The sequence below is a fragment of the Bacillus timonensis genome (assembly GCF_004799755.1).
Classification (GTDB): Bacteria; Bacillota; Bacilli; order Bacillales; family Bacillaceae_L; genus Ferdinandcohnia; species Ferdinandcohnia timonensis_A.
The window spans coordinates 15,214-34,444 of the sequence record NZ_SLUB01000036.1 but is presented as its reverse complement, the minus strand read 5'-3'; the positions used below and the strand labels follow the sequence as shown (position 1 = coordinate 34,444).

Sequence of the window (19,231 nt, the reverse complement as noted above, 5' to 3'; positions counted from 1 at the left end):
GGGGGCGCCGATGAGTAAAGAACGAAATGAAAAATTAGATGATATATATCGTCGTTATGCGGAGCCCCTCTTTTATTATTTGTTACGAATGTCTGGTTCCTCCACTATAGCAGAGGAACTGGTTCAGGAAACGTTCTTCCGTGCGACGGTTTCCCTGTCCTTTTACAAATACGAGGATGTTAAACCATGGCTATTTAAGGTGGCCCGTAATACCTACCTTGATGAATGGAGAAAGCGACAACGGTGGAAGTGGGTCCCTTTTTATGATAAAGGCGAGATGAAGAGTCCATACGGGTTACCTGAGGATGAGATGGTCAATAAAGAAAATCTAGATGAACTGACGGATTTGCTCGACCTACTGCCAGAAAACTATTGCACGATTATTTATTTGCGGGAATTTGCAGAATTCTCATATGAGGAAATTCAGGAAGCAATGGAGATGACGGAATCACAGGTGAAGGTGACATTGCATAGGGCGCGGAAAAGGCTTCAAACATTAGCGGCAAGAGAGTCAAAGGACTAAGGAGTGAGTGAACTATGACGGAATGGAGCAAAGACAAAGAAAAGCGGGTTTTATGGAAGTATCGTTTTTTGTTGACTGCGAGAATAATTAGAGTTGTCCTCCTTCTCTTATTTTTGTATGGGGTTTATATGATTCTACTCTCGATTGGATATGATTTTACGAAGCTCGATGATAAGAATGCCTATCATTTGAATTTAGCCATTGATTGGACACAGCCTGGCCTTCAAGGGGAATATGAGAGGCCGTTAAGTGGAGAAATCACCCCTTTTTTAAGTCAAACAATTACGATCCCAATTTCGCGGACGATTGGGAAAGAAGAGCAGATTGTCGGGGAATGGGATGTAACCAAACGTCTCGTGAATACATTTTCGTCCAAGGAGACTATTTATTTTCAACGTCCTAGTAACCAACAGTTCGGGTTCATCTTGCCCGAGGATCCCCGCACAGGTAAGAAATTAGCTGCTGTTACAAAAAGGGCTGATTTACAGGAGTGGCAGAAGCTTGAGATGGTGCATGAGGGAACAGTTGCGAATATAGCATTTTCAACTTCAAATTTTATAAGGCCAGAAGAGTTACTTGAAAGATTAGAAAAATATGATTTGGATGTTCAGTGGATGCCTTTGTATGCTGGTGAATTAAAAGCTTTTAAGCCAGCTTGGACTTCAACAGGTGGTGGGGAGAATATATCGGTTGATACTCTTGGATTAACCAGAGCTGTGGAAATGGATGAGGATTATATGAGTTGGTCGATGTTGATGTTGGATAGTAAGACCATTCAAGAAAACAAAAAAATTATGCTTGAAAATATGAAGGATCTTGTTGAAGATGAGAGTGAAACGTATCTCCAAAACGTGCTTGGTCTATGGCACCTGGAAGAACGCTATGACTATTTAAAGGAAAATGGATTCCTTGTATATGGCGCAGTCGTTACAGGCCCAGTCAAGGAACTTTTAAAATTAAAAGAAGAACCAGACTTTAGGAATATTCAGGTTGGCGAATTCGAATACTGGAATTGGACAACGGACTGAAGGAGAGATAGGGTGGAGAGCCTTGTCTCTTTTTTAATGGAACCAATAGAACCGTCCCTGTGGTTCCAAATAGGTGAACATTTTCGTTGAAAAACATTATAATGTTCGCGTTTTGCTGGTTGCGTGCGAATTAATTATTTTGCGGGAAAATCCAGTAGTGGCGCTGTATCAAAAGCCCTAAACCCCATCTTATTGGTATTTTAAATAAAAACTTAATCTTCCTACTACCGAATAAAAGTGTTACAATGGAAAGGTATTTTTCAAATTAGCGGAATAATTCATACATCGATTAAAGGAGGATTCCAAATGAAACATTTATCGGAGCAAGATCAACAAGTATTTAGTGCGATTCAAGATGAACTACAAAGACAACGTACAAAAATTGAACTCATTGCATCTGAAAACTTTGTAAGTGAAGCAGTTATGGAAGCCCAAGGTTCTGTATTAACAAACAAATATGCTGAAGGGTACCCTGGTCGTCGTTACTATGGTGGTTGTGAGCATGTGGATGTTGTTGAGAACATTGCGAGAGACCGTGCAAAGGAAATTTTCGGTGCTGAGCATGCGAATGTGCAGCCACACTCTGGAGCTCAAGCAAATATGGCTGTATACTTTACAATCCTAGAACAAGGTGACACTGTACTTGGGATGAATCTTTCCCATGGTGGACATTTAACACATGGTAGTCCGGTAAACTTCAGTGGAATTCAATATAATTTTGTGGAGTATGGAGTCGATCCTGAAACACATCAAATCAATTACGACGATGTTCGTGCGAAAGCGCTAGAACATAAACCGAAGCTGATCGTTGCAGGTGCGAGCGCATATCCACGTGCAATTGATTTTAAAAGGTTCAGAGAAATTGCGGACGAAGTGGGCGCGTACTTAATGGTGGATATGGCTCATATCGCGGGTTTGGTTGCTACTGGCCTTCATGAAAACCCAGTTCCATATGCGGATTTCGTTACCACAACAACTCACAAAACATTACGTGGGCCACGTGGTGGTATGATTCTTTGTAAAGAAGAATTCGCAAAGAAAATCGATAAGTCGATCTTCCCTGGAATCCAAGGTGGTCCATTAATGCACGTCATTGCAGCTAAAGCTGTTGCGTTCGGGGAAGCTTTAACAGACGAATTCAAACAATATGCAAAAAATATCGTGGCTAATGCAGCTAGATTAGCAGAGTCTTTACAGAAAGAAGGCTTAGACCTCGTATCTGGTGGAACCGACAATCACTTATTACTATTAGATGTTCGTTCATTAGGGCTAACAGGTAAAGTGGCAGAGAAGGTTCTAGACGATATTGGCATCACAGTGAACAAAAATACAATTCCATTCGATCCGGAAAGCCCATTTGTAACAAGCGGTATCCGTATCGGTACAGCTGCCGTTACAAGCAGAGGCTTCGGTTTAGAGGATATGGATGAAATTGCATCAATTATTGCATTTGCATTGAAAAACTCAGAAGACGAAGAAAAGTTAGCGGAAGCGAGTCAGCGTGTAGAAGATTTAACTAGTAAATTCGTACTTTATAGCGAGTATTAAGATAGTCGAAGGCAGGACTCCTTTTCTGGGGATCCTGCCTTTTTAGATAGGGCTCAATTATTTTGCGATCATAATCCTGAAAAGTTGGGAGCAATCCCTGAAAAGTCTGCCGCTCAAACAATTTTTGTCCGGTAAAATTGAAGTCATACACCAGCCAAAAACAAGCGCCTAGACCATGGTCCAAGCGCAATCTCAAATTATTGTTTATTTTTCGGAATTCTACCTGCTTTTTTAGCTGCTTCTCTTAAAAGAAACTCGATATGGCTGTTGACACTTCGAAAATCATCAGCAGCCCACTTTTGTAAAATTTCATAGAGGTCAGGATCTAGCCGCAATGGAAAGCTCTTTTTTTTAGACATGCTTGACCCTCATCAATAGAGAGTACCTGCGTTAATAACAGGCTGAGTTGATTTTTCAGAGACGATTGCGACTAGTAGGTTGTTCACCATTTGCACCTTACGTTCATCGTCAAGGTCAACGGTTTTATCCTGTTCGAGTTGTTTAATTGCCATTTGTGCCATACCGACCGCACCTTCGACAATTTTTTGGCGAGCTGCAATAATGGCGGTGGCTTGCTGACGTTGAAGCATCGCTTGGGCAATTTCGGTTGAGTAGGCAAGATGAGTAAGGCGCGCTTCAAGAACTTCGACACCTGCTACCTTTAAACGATCCTGTAGCTCCGCAGCCAACTCATTAGAGATTTCCTCAGAGTTTCCACGCAATGTGAGCTCTACATTTTCAAATGTGTCATACGGGTAGCGAGTTGCAACATGTCGAATTGCGGTTTCGCTTTGGATTTCGACGAATTCCTCGTAATGGTCTACATCGAATACAGCTTTCGCTGAATCAACGACCTTGTATACAATAACTGCCGCAATTTCAATTGGATTCCCCTCAACGTCGTTTACTTTAAGTTTTTTACTATTAAAGTTGTTTACACGTAAGGACACGCTTCTGCGAATGGAGAATGGAACAGTTAAAAACATGCCACTGTCGCGAATAGTTCCTAAATATTTTCCGAAGAAGATGACAACCCCTGCTTTGTTAGGTAGAATGATGGTAATACCAGAAGCCAAAATCACTGCAAGAGCAACAAATAATACTCCAAACACAACTTTTGTATTAATCAGCATTATGACGCCTAGTGCGATGAATACAGCAATGACTAGAACCCCTAAAAAACCGTTAAGCTTCCATACTTGTGTTTCTTTCATGGAATCGACCCCATTTCATTTCAATATTTAATTTATATTATTATGATATCACTTTTGTATAAAATTGTAAATGAATTAACCGAACATTTTAACATTTAATCATTCTGTGTATTTTTGAGTTTCGTCTTGAACATGCTTTGTTTTTTCTGTAAAATTTATTGAAGTGTAAAAAACGCAGTTCGTAGTGTTATTTTTTCATTTGAAGGAAATTCTAAAAGAAGCACACTTAAAAAGGAGAGATGAACGATGGGGAAAGTGTACGTTTTTGATCACCCACTTATTCAGCACAAGCTTACATACATACGTGATATAAATACGGGTACGAAGGAATTCCGTGAATTGGTAGACGAAGTGGCAAGCTTAATGGCATTTGAAATTACTCGTGATATGCCACTTGAGGAAGTGGAAGTTGAAACTCCAGTTCGTAAGGCGAAATCAAAGGTTTTATCTGGTAAAAAGATTGGTCTAGTACCGATCCTTCGTGCGGGTCTAGGTATGGTGGACGGAATTTTACGTTTGATTCCAGCAGCAAAGGTTGGACATATTGGACTTTATCGTGACCCTGAAACATTGCAACCCGTTGAATATTACTTTAAAATGCCTTCTGATATTAAAGAGCGCGAATTCATCGTTGTGGACCCAATGCTTGCAACAGGTGGTTCAGCTGTTGAAGCGATCAACGCATTAAAAAAGCGTGGCGCTACTAATATTAAATTTATGTGTTTAATTGCAGCACCCGAGGGTGTAGAAGCAATGAAAAATGCCCATCCTGATGTTGATATCTATATCGCAGCACTTGATGAGCAGTTGAACGACCATGGTTATATCGTTCCAGGTCTTGGAGACGCTGGCGACCGTCTGTTTGGAACAAAATAAGCCGAAAAGTGGAAGCGCCTTGCACAGAAACGAGAAAACTGGATACTCCGACAAAGAGGCGTACTTTGCCTCTGCGCAGAGGAGTTGAAGTTTCTCGAGTTTCTAGGCGCTGCAACTAGAACTCACATATTCAACCACCTTTTGAGAAATGCTATCTCAAAGAGGTGGTTTTTTTGTGAGAATGATTCTGACCATTTGTATGAGTATGACCCTCCTATTTTCACCAATACCTGTCGATGCGCACCGTTTTCCGGACAGACCCCCATTGCCTAAAGAGGATTTTGATGAAATGGTGCACGAAATCATCATCACGGATGAAAATCAATTTAATTCCATAATAGATAAAGTAAAAACAATCTATCCTTCCATAAAAATTAATCATATATACAAGCATGTGTTTTCGGGTTTTTCCGTAACGGGAAAACGACGGGATATCCAAAAATTAAAAACGGAGTCTGGCGTTCAACATAGTTCCCCGGTAACAACCTATCAGGTTTCAGTAGAAGAGAGTGTCCCTTTTATTGGAGGCGACGAGATTCGCAGTCACTTTGATCAAAAGGATCATCGCTTAACCGGAAAGGGCGTCAAGGTTGGTGTGATTGATACTGGCGTTGATTACACACACCCAGATCTAAGGAGAAATTATAAAGGGGGCTATGATCTTGTTGATGGTGATGACGACCCGATGGAGACCAAAGGAGTTGAGGGGCGAAACACCTCGCATGGAACCCACGTTGCAGGAATTATTGCGGCGAATGGGAAAATTAAAGGAGTTGCACCAGAGGCAGATATCATTGGTTACCGCGCACTTGGTCCAGGGGGGATGGGAACATCCGAACAAGTCATTGCCGCTATAGACAAAGCAATTGAAGATAAAGTCGATGTCATTAATCTATCGCTTGGCAATACCATCAATGGACCCGATTGGCCAACAAGTCTGGCGTTAGATAAAGCGACGGAAAAAGGGATTGTGGCGGTAACTTCAAGTGGAAATTCAGGACCAATGGTTTGGACAGTTGGTTCACCTGGGACATCATCAAGGGCGATTTCCGTTGGTGCATCCACACCGCCAATGAAAGTACCGTACCTCACAGTAGGGTTTGCTGATCGAAAAATTGAGCTCCAACCTCTCCAAGGTTCACTACCATGGAAACTCCAAAAGAAATATAAGATTGTGTATGCGGGAATGGGCACGGAAAAAACGTTCCCGAAGGTAAAGGACAAAATTGTGTTAATGGAAAGAGGGCAAATTACATTTACTGAAAAAGCAGTACGCGCTCTTAAAGCTGAAGCGAGTGCTGTTTTAATCTATAACAACACGGATGGGAATTTTTCGGGTTCATTAGACCAGGAACTCCCTATACCAGTTGCATCCCTTTCGAAGGCAGATGGGGAATGGCTTAAGAAGCAAATGAAGGCACAAAATGCAGTTGTCAAAACCTCGTTCCAAGAGGTGAAAGATACAATCGCTTCCTTTAGTTCCCGAGGTCCTGTCACTCATACCTGGGCGATTAAACCGGATGTGGTAGCACCAGGAGTTGCAATTGATAGCACGATTCCAAATGGATACCAGGAAATGCAAGGGACAAGTATGGCAGCACCGCATGTAGCTGGGGCAAGTGCCATTATAAAACAGGCACACCCTGGGTGGACACCGGAACAAATAAAAGCCGCACTCATGAATACGGCACGGCTTTTAGAAAAAGACGATGGAACCTTGTACAAGCCATATGAACAAGGAGCGGGCAGAATTCAGCTTCATGAGGCCATTCACTCAGAAACACTAATCTATCCTGGGTCATTTTCAGCAGGATTGCTACATCATCAAGATGAACGCACAGAAAAAACAATCAAAATAACGATAGATAATCAATCTGAAGAAGAAAAGAAATATTCGTTCGAGATTCCGAAAAACAAAAAAGGAATCCAATGGGACTTGCCCATTCCCTTTGCTGTACAACCGAAACAAAAAAGAGAGATTACAATCAGACTCGATATCACGCCAAGTACCATTGGTGCAGGGCTCCACTATGGGAATTTATTTTTAAAAGAAGGAAAAAATCGCTATCACATTCCATATATGTACGTGATTGAAGAACCCGACTATCCTCGAATCATGGGTTTTCAATTTGGTAAAGGAGATAAGGAAGATCTGTTTCGATATGAATTGTACTTACCAGGTGGAGCTGATGAGTATGGAATTGTGCTCTATAATCCAGACAGTTTACGGTTTGTGACATTTTTAGATTGGGATCGAAATGTTGCAAGGGGATTGGTAGAGAAAGAAGTAAACAGAAAGGATCGAAACTTAAGAGGAGTTTTTAAGGCGATTATATTTGTTAGAAAAGCTGGCAAAGAGGATATAATAGAAACAGAAATTTCATTTGAGGATACAATGATAGGCGGCCACTAATACTTTGGTCGCCTTCGTCTAATTATGAACTTTTTGTGAACGATAAGTGAATTTTTGGATTAATACTACGATGATAGGACTAACAAAAATCATGATTAAAACAGCTTTTGTAAGCACATGTGGAATGCGTTAAAATCGCTTGTGAGAAGGTGAACTTTTTCATTACAAACAATTGACATTAATAGGTGCCTATTGTATGCTTACAAAGGATATGAATGAGAAGGTTTTCATCGTAGTATTACTTGGAAAATTGAGTATTTTCTGACATGTTAAAAACCTGCCTCTAAAGACGTAAAGTGGGGGTTGTTGATGCCTAAAAATGATAAGCATCCTTTAAAAGCCTATGCGCTTATGTCTGGTATTCTATCTCAGTTAGTAGGATCAATTCTAATAGGCATTTTCCTCGGTAGATGGATTGATCAGAGGCTAGCCACTGAACCACTATTTTTAATTTTTGGCCTTCTAATAGGACTAGCAACAGGAGTCTACGCAACACTTCGTCTAGTCAAACACTTTTTTTCAGGAGATTAACTTGATATGCAGGATCTATCCATAGCGTTTACGAGGTATCGTAAATACATATTCTACTTACTTGCAATCTATGTACTTGGCTGGGGATTCACTGCATATAAATCGGTCTTCTTAGGATTAATACTAGGAACTCTGGGAAGTTTGTGGATTCTATTTACGTTAGCTCGTAAAAACAAGCAATTTACGAAGGCGTATGAAGAGGGCCGAACTGTCCGATCGCTTGGAACAATGTCGAGAATGGCGGTTGCGGGTTTAGCAGTATTGATTGTAATGGAGTATCCAGAAAACTTTCACTTAGGTAGTATGATTATTGGATTAATGACAGCCTACTTTGTCATTATGATAGATTTCTTTTTTCAAAAACTTCATAAATAGACTAAAGCGTAAAACCAAGGTTTGCGCTGGACAATATGGGAAGAGAGGTGAATACTGTTGGGTCACGAAGCTCCTACGATAGAATTATTTGGCCTTTATTTTAGTAAATCTAACATGCTGATGATCACAATTGCGAGTGTAATTGTATTCATTATCGCGGTTCTCGGAACTCGTACCCTTGCAATGAAGCCAACCGGTGCTCAGAACTTTATGGAATGGGTCATGGACTTTGTTCGAGGAATTATTAAAAGTTCAATGGACTGGCAAACAGGTGGACGATTTCAAATACTAGGAATTACGTTAATTATGTATATCCTTGTATCTAACTTTTTAGGGTTGCCGTTTGCAATCATTTGGGGCCATGAATTATGGTGGAAATCCCCAACTGCAGATCCAACGATTACGTTAACTCTAGCAGTTATGGTTGTTGGGCTATCGCACTACTATGGAATTAAGATGAAGGGTGCGAAAGAATACGGTAAAGATTTCTTTAAACCTATGTCATTTATGTTCCCGTTAAAAATTATCGAAGAATTTGCAAACACATTAACTCTCGGACTGCGTCTATTTGGTAACATCTATGCCGGTGAAATCCTACTTGGATTAATTGCTGGAATGGCAGTAAGTGGTTATGAAAGTGGCATTCTCGGAGGTATCTTAGGTACAATCGGAGCCTTTATTCCGATGATTGCATGGCAAGGATTTAGTATCTTTGTTGGTGCCATCCAGGCATACATTTTTACAATGTTAACAATGGTTTATATTTCACACAAAGTAAGTACAGACCATTAAAAATAAACCTTGTCCAAAATGAGACTTTTTGGGCAAACAAAATCAATTATTATAAAATTTTTTATACAATTAAAGGAGGACTTTTTCAATGGGTTTATTAGCAGCAGCAATTGCAATTGGTTTAGCGGCACTAGGTGCTGGTATTGGTAACGGTCTTATCGTATCTCGTACAGTTGAGGGGATTGCTCGTCAACCAGAAGCACAAGGTAAACTTCAAACTACTATGTTCATCGGGGTTGCGTTAGTTGAGGCGATTCCTATCATCGCTGTAGTTATCGCGTTCATGGTATTCGGCGCTAACGCTTAAGATGATTTCTTGAAGCTTTCCTTGAAGTTGCATCTAAGGGATTTCCTTATTTCGTAACCTTGAAAAGTGAAGGCTTAGGTAAAAATGGCGAAGATCATTCCAAGAGAACCTTCGCCATTCCTTTGTATTACCCAAAAAATTATGTAATCGTGCCTATTTGCACATGATGATGAAATTAAGGACTTCCATTCGACCTGGAACTCGCAAAAGGAGGGAATATAGGTGTTAGATCTTTTTGTCTTAGGCGCTGCCGCTGGTAAATTGCCTGTTAACCTTGGAGATATCATTTTCCAATTGGTTGTATTCATCATTTTATTAGCGTTACTTCGTAAATTTGCGTTCGGTCCAATCATGAATATCATGAAACAACGTGAAGAACATATCGCAAATGAAATTGATTCTGCAGAGCAAAATCACCAAGAAGCGAAAAAATTAGCAGAAGAACAGCGTGAACTTCTTAAAAAGTCACGTACAGAAGCTGCTGAGTTAATCGAAAATGCACGTAAATTAGGTGAAGAGCAGAAAGAAGGAATTATTCAAGCTGCTCGTGACGAAGCCAACCGTTTAAAAGAAGCGGCAAAGCAAGAAATCGTTCAAGAAAAAGAACAAGCTGTTGCTGCTTTACGTGAACAGGTTGCATCACTTTCAGTGTTAGTTGCTTCTAAGGTGATCGAAAAGGAACTTAGCCTTGAAGATCAGGAGAAGTTAATTAACGAATATATTCAAGAGGTAGGAGAAGGGCGATGAGCAAAGGAATCGTAGCAAAGCGATATGCAGTAGCTCTTTTTCAATTAGCAAGTGAACAAAATGCACTTGATCAGTATGAAGAAGAAATTCGTACAGTGAACCAAGTGTTTTCAAATAGCGATGATTTCCAATCTGTATTAAAAAATCCAAAGCTTACAGCTGATAAGAAAAAAGCGATTGTCACACAATCCTTCCAAGGTTTTTCACAGATGACATTAAATACGTTGTATTTATTAATTGACCGCCATCGTGAAGAAATTATCGCTGATGTGGCGGAAGAATTTATTGCACTTGCAAATGACAGACGCGGAATTGCGGATGCAACTGTTTATTCTGTACGTCCTTTAACGGATTCAGAGGAAGCAGGAATCTCAAGCGTATTTGCGCGTAAGGTTGGAAAAACGTCATTACGCATTCAAAACATTGTAGATCCAAGTCTGATTGGTGGCGTAAAGCTTCGAATCGGAAATCGTATATTTGATGGCAGTGTAAAAGGTAAGTTAGAGCGTTTAGAACGTCAACTTATTGCGAAAAGATAGGGGTGAAATTCATGAGCATCAAAGCTGAAGAAATTAGTGCGCTGATAAAAAAGCAAATTGAAAACTATCAGTCTGAAATACAAGTGAGCGAAGTTGGTACAGTTATCAGTGTCGGTGACGGTATCGCACGTGCTCATGGCCTCGACAATGTCATGGCTGGAGAACTCGTTGAATTTTCAAACGGTGTCATGGGTATGGCACAAAACCTTGAAGAAAACAACGTAGGTATTATCATCCTTGGTCCTTTCACAGATATTCGTGAAGGTGACGAAGTACGTCGTACAGGACGTATCATGGAGGTTCCAGTTGGTGAAGCATTGATCGGCCGTGTTGTTAACTCTCTAGGACAACCAGTTGATGGTCTTGGTCCAATCGAAACTACAAAAACTCGTCCAATCGAAAGTCCAGCTCCTGGAATCATGGACCGTAAATCTGTTCATGAACCACTACAAACTGGTATTAAAGCGATTGACGCATTAATTCCAATCGGTCGTGGTCAGCGTGAGTTGATCATCGGTGACCGTCAAACAGGTAAAACATCTGTTGCAATCGACACAATCCTAAACCAAAAGAACGAAAATATGATTTGTATTTACGTTGCGATTGGTCAAAAAGAATCAACAGTTCGTGGTGTTGTTGAAACATTACGTAAAAATGGTGCATTAGATTACACAATCGTTGTAACAGCTTCTGCATCTCAACCAGCTCCAATGTTATTCTTAGCTCCTTATGCGGGTGTAACAATGGGTGAAGAGTTCATGTACAATGGTAAGCACGTTTTAGTTATCTATGATGACTTAACAAAACAAGCTTCTGCATACCGTGAACTTTCATTATTACTACGTCGTCCTCCAGGTCGTGAAGCATATCCAGGGGATGTATTCTACCTACACTCTCGCCTTTTAGAGCGTGCTGCGAAGCTTTCTGACGCAAAAGGTGGCGGATCCATTACAGCTTTACCGTTCATTGAAACACAAGCTGGTGACGTATCTGCATACATTCCAACAAACGTTATCTCGATTACAGACGGACAAATTTTCTTACAATCTGACCTATTCTTCTCAGGTGTACGTCCTGCTGTTAACGCAGGTTTATCGGTATCACGTGTTGGTGGATCTGCGCAAATTAGTGCGATGAAGAAGGTATCAGGTACATTGCGTCTTGACCTTGCTTCTTACCGTGAGCTAGAAGCATTCGCACAGTTCGGTTCTGACCTTGATAAAGCAACTCAAGCAAAACTTAACCGTGGTGCACGTACAGTTGAAGTATTAAAACAAGGTTTAAATAAGCCACTAGCGGTAGAGAAGCAAGTTGCGATTCTATATGCATTAACTCGTGGATTCCTTGATGATATTCCAGTACAAGACATTTCTCGTTTCGAGGAAGAATACCACGTATGGTTAGAGCATAACCGTAAGGCAGAAATTCTTGATCACATCAAGTCAACTGGTAAACTTCCAGAAGACGAAGTATTTGCTTCAGCGATCAATGATTTCAAAAAGACTTTTGCAGTTTCTGAATAATGAACTTAATGCTTAAGCGACGTTCAACACGTGCGTCGCTTATCTGAATAATGCTTGTTGACTCGGTTCCAAAGCGTTTACGAATAATCGAGGAAAAGGTGGTGAGAACCTTTGGCATCCTTACGTGATATAAAAACAAGAATCACTTCAACAAAGAAAACAAGTCAAATTACTAAAGCGATGCAGATGGTTTCAGCGTCTAAATTTAGCCGTGCTGAAGCAAATGCAAAATCGTTTGTTCCATATATGGAGAAAATTCAAGAGGTCGTTGCGAATATCGCAGTGGGCAGTTCGGAAGCAAGTCATCCAATGCTTCTTCACAGACCTGTTAAAAAGACTGCTTATATCGTCATCACATCTGACCGTGGATTAGCTGGTGCCTATAACAGTAACGTAATTCGTGGTGCGTACCAGGCGATGCAAAAACGTCATAAAAGCACGGATGAATTTACAGTAATTGCAATCGGTCGTGTAGGCCGTGACTTCTTTGTAAAAAGAGGCATTTCCGTTAGCTTAGAAATCGCTGGTTTATCTGATCAACCTTCTTTTGCAGAAATTAAGGATATTGCAAATGCTACTGTGAATATGTTTGCGGACGGTACGTATGATGAGCTTTACATGTGGTATAACCACTTCGTAAGTGCAATTCAACACGATGTAACGGAGAAAAAACTACTTCCTTTAACGGATTTAGCAGCCAACAATAAAAAGACTTCTTATGAATTTGAACCTTCACAAGAAGAGATCTTAGAGGTATTGCTACCTCAGTATGCTGAAAGTCTCATCTACGGAGCACTTTTAGATGGAAAGGCAAGTGAACACTCCGCTCGTATGACTGCGATGAAAAATGCGACAGACAATGCGAAGGAGCTTATTGATTCACTTACTCTTTCTTACAACCGTGCTCGTCAAGCGGCAATTACGCAAGAAATTACGGAAATTGTCGGTGGAGCTGCAGCACTCGAATAAAACATATAACAACATTAAATAGATTAAAAGGCATTCAAGTGAACGATTAGATTTGAATGACCTCGAAAAGTAAGTTAGGAGGGAAAACGATGACAAAAGGACGCGTTACCCAAGTTATGGGTCCTGTTGTAGACGTACAGTTTGACAGCGGCCATCTTCCTGAGATATATAACGCCCTTACGATTAAACATAGTGCGCGTAACGAAAATGAAGTTGACATCAACTTAACACTTGAAGTTGCGCTTCACCTTGGTGATGATACTGTACGTACAGTTGCGATGTCATCTACTGACGGTGTGGTTCGTGGATTAGAGGTTACTGACACTGGTAAGCCAATTTCTGTACCAGTTGGTGATGTAACACTTGGACGTGTATTTAACGTTCTAGGTGAAAACATTGACCTTGATGCTCCGGTTCCTGCTGATGCACGTCGTGATGCAATTCACAGAGAAGCACCAACATTTGAACAACTTTCAACTGAGGTTGAAATTCTTGAAACAGGTATTAAGGTAGTAGACCTTCTAGCTCCATACATTAAAGGTGGAAAAATTGGTCTATTCGGTGGTGCGGGTGTTGGTAAAACAGTTCTTATCCAAGAACTTATCAATAACATCGCACAAGAACACGGTGGTATTTCCGTATTCGCTGGTGTAGGTGAGCGTACTCGTGAAGGAAACGACTTATACTACGAAATGAAAGACTCTGGAGTTATTTCAAAAACAGCGATGGTATTCGGACAAATGAACGAACCACCAGGTGCACGTATGCGTGTAGCCTTAACTGGTCTTACAATGGCGGAATACTTCCGTGATGAGCAAGGCCAAGACGTGTTATTCTTCATCGATAACATTTTCCGTTTCACTCAAGCGGGTTCTGAGGTATCAGCCCTACTTGGACGTATGCCATCTGCCGTTGGTTACCAGCCAACTCTAGCAACTGAGATGGGTAAATTACAAGAACGTATTACATCAACAAACGTTGGATCTGTAACGTCAATCCAAGCGATTTATGTTCCTGCCGATGACTATACAGACCCGGCTCCAGCTACAACGTTTGCTCACTTAGACGCAACAACAAACCTTGAGCGTAAGCTTTCTGAGATGGGTATTTACCCAGCGGTGGATCCATTAGCATCTACTTCTCGTGCTTTATCTCCTGAGATCGTTGGCGACGAGCATTACGAAGTTGCACGTCAAGTACAACAAACATTACAACGTTACCGTGAACTACAAGATATCATCGCAATCCTTGGTATGGATGAGTTAGGTGATGAGGATAAGTTAGTCGTACACCGTGCGCGTCGTGTCCAATTCTTCTTATCTCAAAACTTCCACGTTGCGGAGCAGTTCACTGGTCAACCAGGTTCATATGTTCCAGTTAAGGAAACTGTTCGTGGATTCAAGGAAATCCTAGAAGGTAAGTACGACTATCTTCCTGAAGATGCGTTCCGTCTAGTTGGTCGAATTGAAGAAGCAGTAGAAGCTGGAAAGCGCATGGGTGTTGAAGCATAATTAACGGGACCTAGGAGGGTATAAAATGAAGACAGTAAAAGTCAATGTCGTGACTCCTGATGGCCCAGTTTATGAAGCTGATGTGGAAATGGTAAGTGCCAAAGCTCAAAGCGGTGAGCTTGGTATTCTACCAGGACATATTCCTATGGTTGCTCCTCTTCAAGTAGGGGCAGTTAGACTTAAGAAGGAAGGCAACACTGAACTTGTGGCTGTAAGTGGAGGCTTTCTCGAGGTTCGTCCTGACCAAGTAACTATTCTTGCTCAAGCTGCTGAAACAGCAGAGCACATTGATGTTCACCGTGCACAACAAGCAAAGCACCGTGCTGAACAACGCTTGCAGGCGAAACAAGAACATGTCGATTTTAAACGAGCAGAGCTCGCTTTAAAACGTGCCATCAATCGATTAAACGTAACACAAAACAAATACTAATTTTAGTATTGATGTTGGGAACCCCCAGAGGCCTTTGGTCCTGGGGGTTTTTGTCGTATTTGGGTTGGGTTCGTTTCGAGCATAGATGGCTGACAGGCGATTGGGGGGATTTTGCTAAAGTTGATAGAAGGATGAACTTTAGTAAGTATTATAAGAATTCAAACCAGCTATTCCTAAAATTTGATCTCTTATATAATGGTTTTAACAGTAATAGGCCATTAAATAGGGGATTTTTTATTTTTATTGAAACCTTTTGCCTTTTTCTTGTATCTAAGGATTAGGTTGACTCGGAAAGGAGAGCATACTTTGGATATTGCAAAAGAGGTGAAAAAGGCGAGGCGTGGGAGTAAGTCTTCCTTTGAAAAACTGATTATCGCTCATAAGCTTTTGATGTATCGTGTGGCAAAAACAATCTTAACAAATGACGAAGATTGTGCGGATGCGATTCAGGAGGCAATCATTAATGCATACCAAAAGATTGATACGTTAAAAGAACCTGCTTATTTTAAAAGCTGGCTGTGCCGAATTGTATTAAATGAATGTTACCAGTTGTTAAGAAAGAAAAAGAATGTCATAAATATTGGGGACTTGTTTGAGCCTCAGATGACGGAACAAGGATATGAGGAAGTGGAGGTTGAACAAATGCTCAGTAAACTGCCGGAAGAGCAATCTCAATTATTGAAGCTTTTTCATATTGAAGGAATGTCGATTTTGGAGCTGGCACAAATATATGAGGTACCAGAAAATACGATCAAAACAAGACTGCGTCGTGCGCGTGAAAAAATGCGTGAGCTCTGGGATGTAAAAGAGGAGGGATCATCATGGATAAATGGGAAGAGAAAATAAAGATAAGGGCAAACCCACAGGTACCTGCAAGTGTGGAGAATCGCATGAACGAAACACTCCGTTCCCTTCCAAAAAAGAAGACATATCCACGCTTCTATTATCCAGTTGCCGCAGTGTTTTTGGTGGGCTTCCTTTTATTTGGGATATCTTTTATGTCTCCAACTTTAGCTGAGACGTTGAAGTCTGCACCAGTCATTGGGTCTATTTTTAAGATGGTAGGGGATATCGGTACCCAAAAGGGAGAAAAAGAGGGGCTAACCACTTTATTAGGTAAACAGGTCGAAATAGATGGGCAAGTGATTACTTTTACGGAGAGTCTTTATGATGGCTCACAGATTCATATTGGGTATCTGATTGAATCTTATACCCAAGAGAAAACAACCTATCCTACGGATTTTTTATCGAACTTACGGTTAACCATTGATGGGAAAGGTGTTAGTTATGGGATGGGAGAACGTGGTGAAGTATTAGAAAATGGAGATTATGCTGGGATATTGAGTATTCGAGTAGATGACGAATTACCAGATCAGTTTACTCTTGGCATACGTTCGCAAAAAGAAAAAGCATTACATGTAGAGTTACCAATCACGAAACAAGGAGACAACCGTGCTTTTCTTGTAAATGAAACAGTGGCGTCTGAGGATTTAACGATACATGTGGATAAAGTGACATTTTTCCCAACTAGTACGGAGATTGTGTTTCGTCAGATTATGGATGAAAAGGTATTTGAGAGTAAAAAGTATGATTGGTTAGATTATCAAATCGTGGATGACAAGGGGAATGTGCTGCAGCCGTTTAGTGGAGGGGGCGGTGGAGGACCGATGAAGAACGGTCAGTTACTACAAACCTACAGTTATTACTATGAACCTCTGGAGACTATGCCGAAGTCACTAACGTTTAAACCTTATTTAATCGTTGGAAATGAGAAGGTGGAAGAAGTAAAAGCAGATTGGACCGGTGAAAAACTGACGCTTTCACAAGGCGGAATAGGAGAAATTACTGTATTAGACATTAAGAGTGAAAATAATATAGTGACCCTCATAGTGGAAACAAAGGGTGAAGATGCATTTTGGCAAGCAAATAATATTTTGATTGAGAAGAAAAACGGGGAAGCCCTTCATCAGGAACAAACACCAAAACGCATCGAGAATGCTGTACATCAATATGAGGTACAGTTTGCTGCAGATGTGACTGAGGATGATATTCGTGTTGTAACCTATAAACAAAAGGCTCCGAAATTTTTGAAGGAACTAGAGGTGACGATTGAGGTAGGGGAGTGAGTGTGAGTTTGTGAGTTTGGACTACTTATATGTAGTCCTTTTTTCGTTTTTGGACCATAATTTTGAATTATGGCTGATAATTTTTGTTATTGGACAATAGGTTATTAGTGTAGATGATATTTGTAATTTTAGGCTGAGAGGTTATTGGGGGCGTGGATGTATTTTGTATTTAGTTAGTAGGTTTCTAGAGGTGTAATCTTGCCATCGAGGGGCTGAAGTCGAGCAGGTGAGGTATGAAAAAGGGTTAATCGTACCCTCGGGAGGTGGTAGTCGAAAGGGTGAGGGTACGAAAAAGGGCTAATCGTACCCTCGAGAGGTGGTAGTCGAAAGGGTGAGGGTACGAAAAAGGGCTAATCGTACCCTCGAGAGGTGGTAGTCGAAAGGGTGAGGGTACGAAAAAGGGCTAATCGTACCCTCGAGAGGTGGAAATCGATCGGGTGAGGGTATGAAAAAGGGTTAAATGTACCATCAGGGGAGATAAATCGAATGAGTGATGGTATGAATATAAAAAACTTATTGGTGGGCGTAACTTCGTTACGAATATTTTTATGTTGAAGAAATGGGGAGTACGCCAAAAAAACGCCTGCGGCCTTTTTGGCTAAAAGGGGGGACCAAGTGTCGACCATCTGGGTCTTAGTTCTTTGAAATGGGGAAATTACCATTTTGATGAAACTATGGTTTCATCATTTCAGCTATGGCTGAAACTGCAAATGAGGAAAAAATGGCTAGGGAAAGCGGGCTTTCCCAGCCTGTTTTTTCCCCATTTGTCAGAAATGGTAATTTCGTAGAATAAGTGGCAGGTTTGGTCGACACTTGGTTGGGAAAAGTGCTATAATGAATTCGGTTACATTTATAATATTTTGTTAATAAAATGTTGGGGATATCGGAGGGGGCTGCATGGAGGATCTTTTGAATCAGTATTTGAATAGTTACATGATTGTGTTTGTCTTCTTGTTGTTGGGTATTTTACTCCCGATTGTGGCGTTGTTTCTGGGGAAGTTGCTTCGTCCACATGCTCCTAGTGAGGAGAAGGCTACTACATATGAGAGCGGGATTGAGCCATTCCATGATTCTCGGGTACAGTTTAATGTACGTTATTATATTTTTGCGCTATTGTTTGTCATTTTTGATGTGGAGACTGTATTTTTATATCCATGGGCGGTTGCCTACGAAAAACTTGGAATTTTCGCAGTAGTTGAGATGTTTATTTTCGTTGTAATGCTCGTTATCGGCTTAGTATATGCTTGGAAGAAGGGCGTGTTAAAATGGATTTAAAAATGGATGGTATTTCAGATTTAGAGATGGAAGAGTTAAAGAGAAGTGTATTTTTGACGACGCTGGAGCAGGTGAAGGGTTGGGCACGAAGTAATTCGTTGTGGCCACTTACATTTGGTCTGGCTTGTTGTGCGATTGAAATGATGGGGACAGGTTCTTCTCACTATGATTTAGATCGTTTCGGTTCCTTTTTCCGTACGTCTCCTCGTCAGTCGGATTGTATGATTGTGTCGGGAACGGTGACGAAGAAAATGGCTCCAGTTTTAAAGAGATTGTATGATCAAATGCCTGAGCCAAAATGGGTAATTGCGATGGGGTCTTGTGCAACTGCAGGGGGGCCTTATGTGAAATCGTATGCGGTTGTTAAAGGAGTTGACCAAATTGTACCGGTTGATGTGTACATTCCTGGTTGTCCTCCAAATCCAGCTGCTCTCATTTACGGGATTAATAAATTAAGAGAGAAGATTCGCTATGAGGCTAAAACGGGGAAGAAGGTGATTTAGC

At 40.9% G+C, this 19,231-nt stretch carries 21 protein-coding genes; 19 read left to right on the top strand and 2 right to left on the bottom strand.

Features of this window, described 5'->3' with window-relative positions; genetic code table 11:
* Positions 1 to 10: 10 nt before the first annotated feature.
* The 3 genes from E1I69_RS16835 to glyA all read left to right on the top strand — a co-directional run bounded on the left by E1I69_RS16835 (position 11) and on the right by glyA (position 3,099).
* Positions 11 to 523, top strand: a complete 513-nt coding sequence (locus E1I69_RS16835; protein WP_136380726.1) for a sigma-70 family RNA polymerase sigma factor — start codon at positions 11 to 13, stop codon at positions 521 to 523.
* A gap of 14 nt (positions 524 to 537) precedes the next feature.
* Entirely contained in the window at positions 538 to 1,551 is a 1,014-nt protein-coding gene (locus tag E1I69_RS16830) for an anti-sigma factor (protein WP_136380725.1), read from the top strand.
* Positions 1,552 to 1,857: 306 nt separating this feature from the next.
* Positions 1,858 to 3,099, top strand: coding sequence for a serine hydroxymethyltransferase (glyA, locus tag E1I69_RS16825; protein ID WP_136380724.1), 1,242 nt, complete (start codon positions 1,858 to 1,860; stop codon positions 3,097 to 3,099).
* 197 nt (positions 3,100 to 3,296) lie between these two features.
* On the opposite strand, the gene E1I69_RS16820 is transcribed toward glyA, so the two are convergent.
* Both E1I69_RS16820 and E1I69_RS16815 read right to left on the bottom strand, forming a co-directional pair.
* Positions 3,297 to 3,458 (bottom strand): Arc family DNA-binding protein, encoded by a 162-nt coding sequence (locus E1I69_RS16820; RefSeq protein ID WP_083497317.1) that lies wholly within the window; start codon positions 3,456 to 3,458, stop codon positions 3,297 to 3,299.
* 12 nt (positions 3,459 to 3,470) lie between these two features.
* On the bottom strand, positions 3,471 to 4,313 hold the full coding sequence (locus E1I69_RS16815) for an SPFH domain-containing protein (protein ID WP_136380723.1): 843 nt from the start codon (positions 4,311 to 4,313) through the stop codon (positions 3,471 to 3,473).
* Positions 4,314 to 4,559: 246 nt separating this feature from the next.
* On the opposite strand from E1I69_RS16815, the gene upp reads away from it, so the two are divergent.
* From upp to E1I69_RS16735, 16 genes are all read left to right on the top strand, one after another.
* On the top strand, positions 4,560 to 5,189 hold the full coding sequence (gene upp / locus E1I69_RS16810) for a uracil phosphoribosyltransferase (protein WP_136380722.1): 630 nt from the start codon (positions 4,560 to 4,562) through the stop codon (positions 5,187 to 5,189).
* A gap of 181 nt (positions 5,190 to 5,370) precedes the next feature.
* A complete protein-coding gene (locus E1I69_RS16805) occupies positions 5,371 to 7,602 on the top strand; it encodes a S8 family serine peptidase (protein WP_278186174.1) in 2,232 nt (743 codons plus the stop codon).
* Between the two features lie 309 nt (positions 7,603 to 7,911).
* A complete protein-coding gene (locus tag E1I69_RS16800; protein ID WP_136380721.1) occupies positions 7,912 to 8,133 on the top strand; it encodes an AtpZ/AtpI family protein in 222 nt (73 codons plus the stop codon).
* Between the two features lie 6 nt (positions 8,134 to 8,139).
* Positions 8,140 to 8,508, top strand: coding sequence for an ATP synthase subunit I (locus tag E1I69_RS16795; RefSeq protein WP_136380720.1), 369 nt, complete (start codon positions 8,140 to 8,142; stop codon positions 8,506 to 8,508).
* 57 nt (positions 8,509 to 8,565) lie between these two features.
* On the top strand, positions 8,566 to 9,300 hold the full coding sequence (gene atpB, locus E1I69_RS16790; protein WP_116352008.1) for a F0F1 ATP synthase subunit A: 735 nt from the start codon (positions 8,566 to 8,568) through the stop codon (positions 9,298 to 9,300).
* An 88-nt stretch (positions 9,301 to 9,388) separates the two neighbouring features.
* Positions 9,389 to 9,607, top strand: coding sequence for a F0F1 ATP synthase subunit C (gene atpE, locus E1I69_RS16785; RefSeq protein WP_116352009.1), 219 nt, complete (start codon positions 9,389 to 9,391; stop codon positions 9,605 to 9,607).
* Positions 9,608 to 9,829: 222 nt separating this feature from the next.
* Positions 9,830 to 10,354, top strand: coding sequence for a F0F1 ATP synthase subunit B (gene atpF, locus E1I69_RS16780; RefSeq protein WP_116352010.1), 525 nt, complete (start codon positions 9,830 to 9,832; stop codon positions 10,352 to 10,354).
* Complete coding sequence (locus E1I69_RS16775) at positions 10,351 to 10,893, top strand: F0F1 ATP synthase subunit delta (RefSeq protein ID WP_136380719.1); 543 nt, start codon at positions 10,351 to 10,353, stop codon at positions 10,891 to 10,893. The genes atpF and E1I69_RS16775 overlap by 4 nt, the downstream gene beginning before the upstream one ends.
* A gap of 11 nt (positions 10,894 to 10,904) precedes the next feature.
* Positions 10,905 to 12,416 (top strand): F0F1 ATP synthase subunit alpha, encoded by a 1,512-nt coding sequence (gene atpA / locus E1I69_RS16770; RefSeq protein WP_136380718.1) that lies wholly within the window; start codon positions 10,905 to 10,907, stop codon positions 12,414 to 12,416.
* A 111-nt stretch (positions 12,417 to 12,527) separates the two neighbouring features.
* Positions 12,528 to 13,385, top strand: coding sequence for a F0F1 ATP synthase subunit gamma (locus E1I69_RS16765; RefSeq protein WP_136380717.1), 858 nt, complete (start codon positions 12,528 to 12,530; stop codon positions 13,383 to 13,385).
* Between the two features lie 89 nt (positions 13,386 to 13,474).
* Positions 13,475 to 14,896: a F0F1 ATP synthase subunit beta gene (gene atpD, locus E1I69_RS16760; protein ID WP_136380716.1), complete on the top strand. Its 1,422-nt coding sequence runs from the start codon at positions 13,475 to 13,477 to the stop codon at positions 14,894 to 14,896.
* Between the two features lie 25 nt (positions 14,897 to 14,921).
* Positions 14,922 to 15,326, top strand: a complete 405-nt coding sequence (locus tag E1I69_RS16755; protein WP_136380715.1) for a F0F1 ATP synthase subunit epsilon — start codon at positions 14,922 to 14,924, stop codon at positions 15,324 to 15,326.
* Positions 15,327 to 15,632: 306 nt separating this feature from the next.
* Positions 15,633 to 16,172 (top strand): RNA polymerase sigma factor, encoded by a 540-nt coding sequence (locus E1I69_RS16750; protein ID WP_136380714.1) that lies wholly within the window; start codon positions 15,633 to 15,635, stop codon positions 16,170 to 16,172.
* The gene (locus E1I69_RS16745) at positions 16,148 to 17,452 is read left to right on the top strand and encodes a DUF4179 domain-containing protein (RefSeq protein ID WP_136380713.1); all 1,305 of its coding nucleotides are present in this window, start codon (positions 16,148 to 16,150) and stop codon (positions 17,450 to 17,452) included. The genes E1I69_RS16750 and E1I69_RS16745 overlap by 25 nt, the downstream gene beginning before the upstream one ends.
* A gap of 897 nt (positions 17,453 to 18,349) precedes the next feature.
* Positions 18,350 to 18,727, top strand: coding sequence for an NADH-quinone oxidoreductase subunit A (locus tag E1I69_RS16740; RefSeq protein WP_116352017.1), 378 nt, complete (start codon positions 18,350 to 18,352; stop codon positions 18,725 to 18,727).
* The gene (locus E1I69_RS16735; protein WP_010677187.1) at positions 18,718 to 19,230 is read left to right on the top strand and encodes a NuoB/complex I 20 kDa subunit family protein; all 513 of its coding nucleotides are present in this window, start codon (positions 18,718 to 18,720) and stop codon (positions 19,228 to 19,230) included. The genes E1I69_RS16740 and E1I69_RS16735 overlap by 10 nt, the downstream gene beginning before the upstream one ends.
* Position 19,231 lies beyond the last annotated feature (1 nt).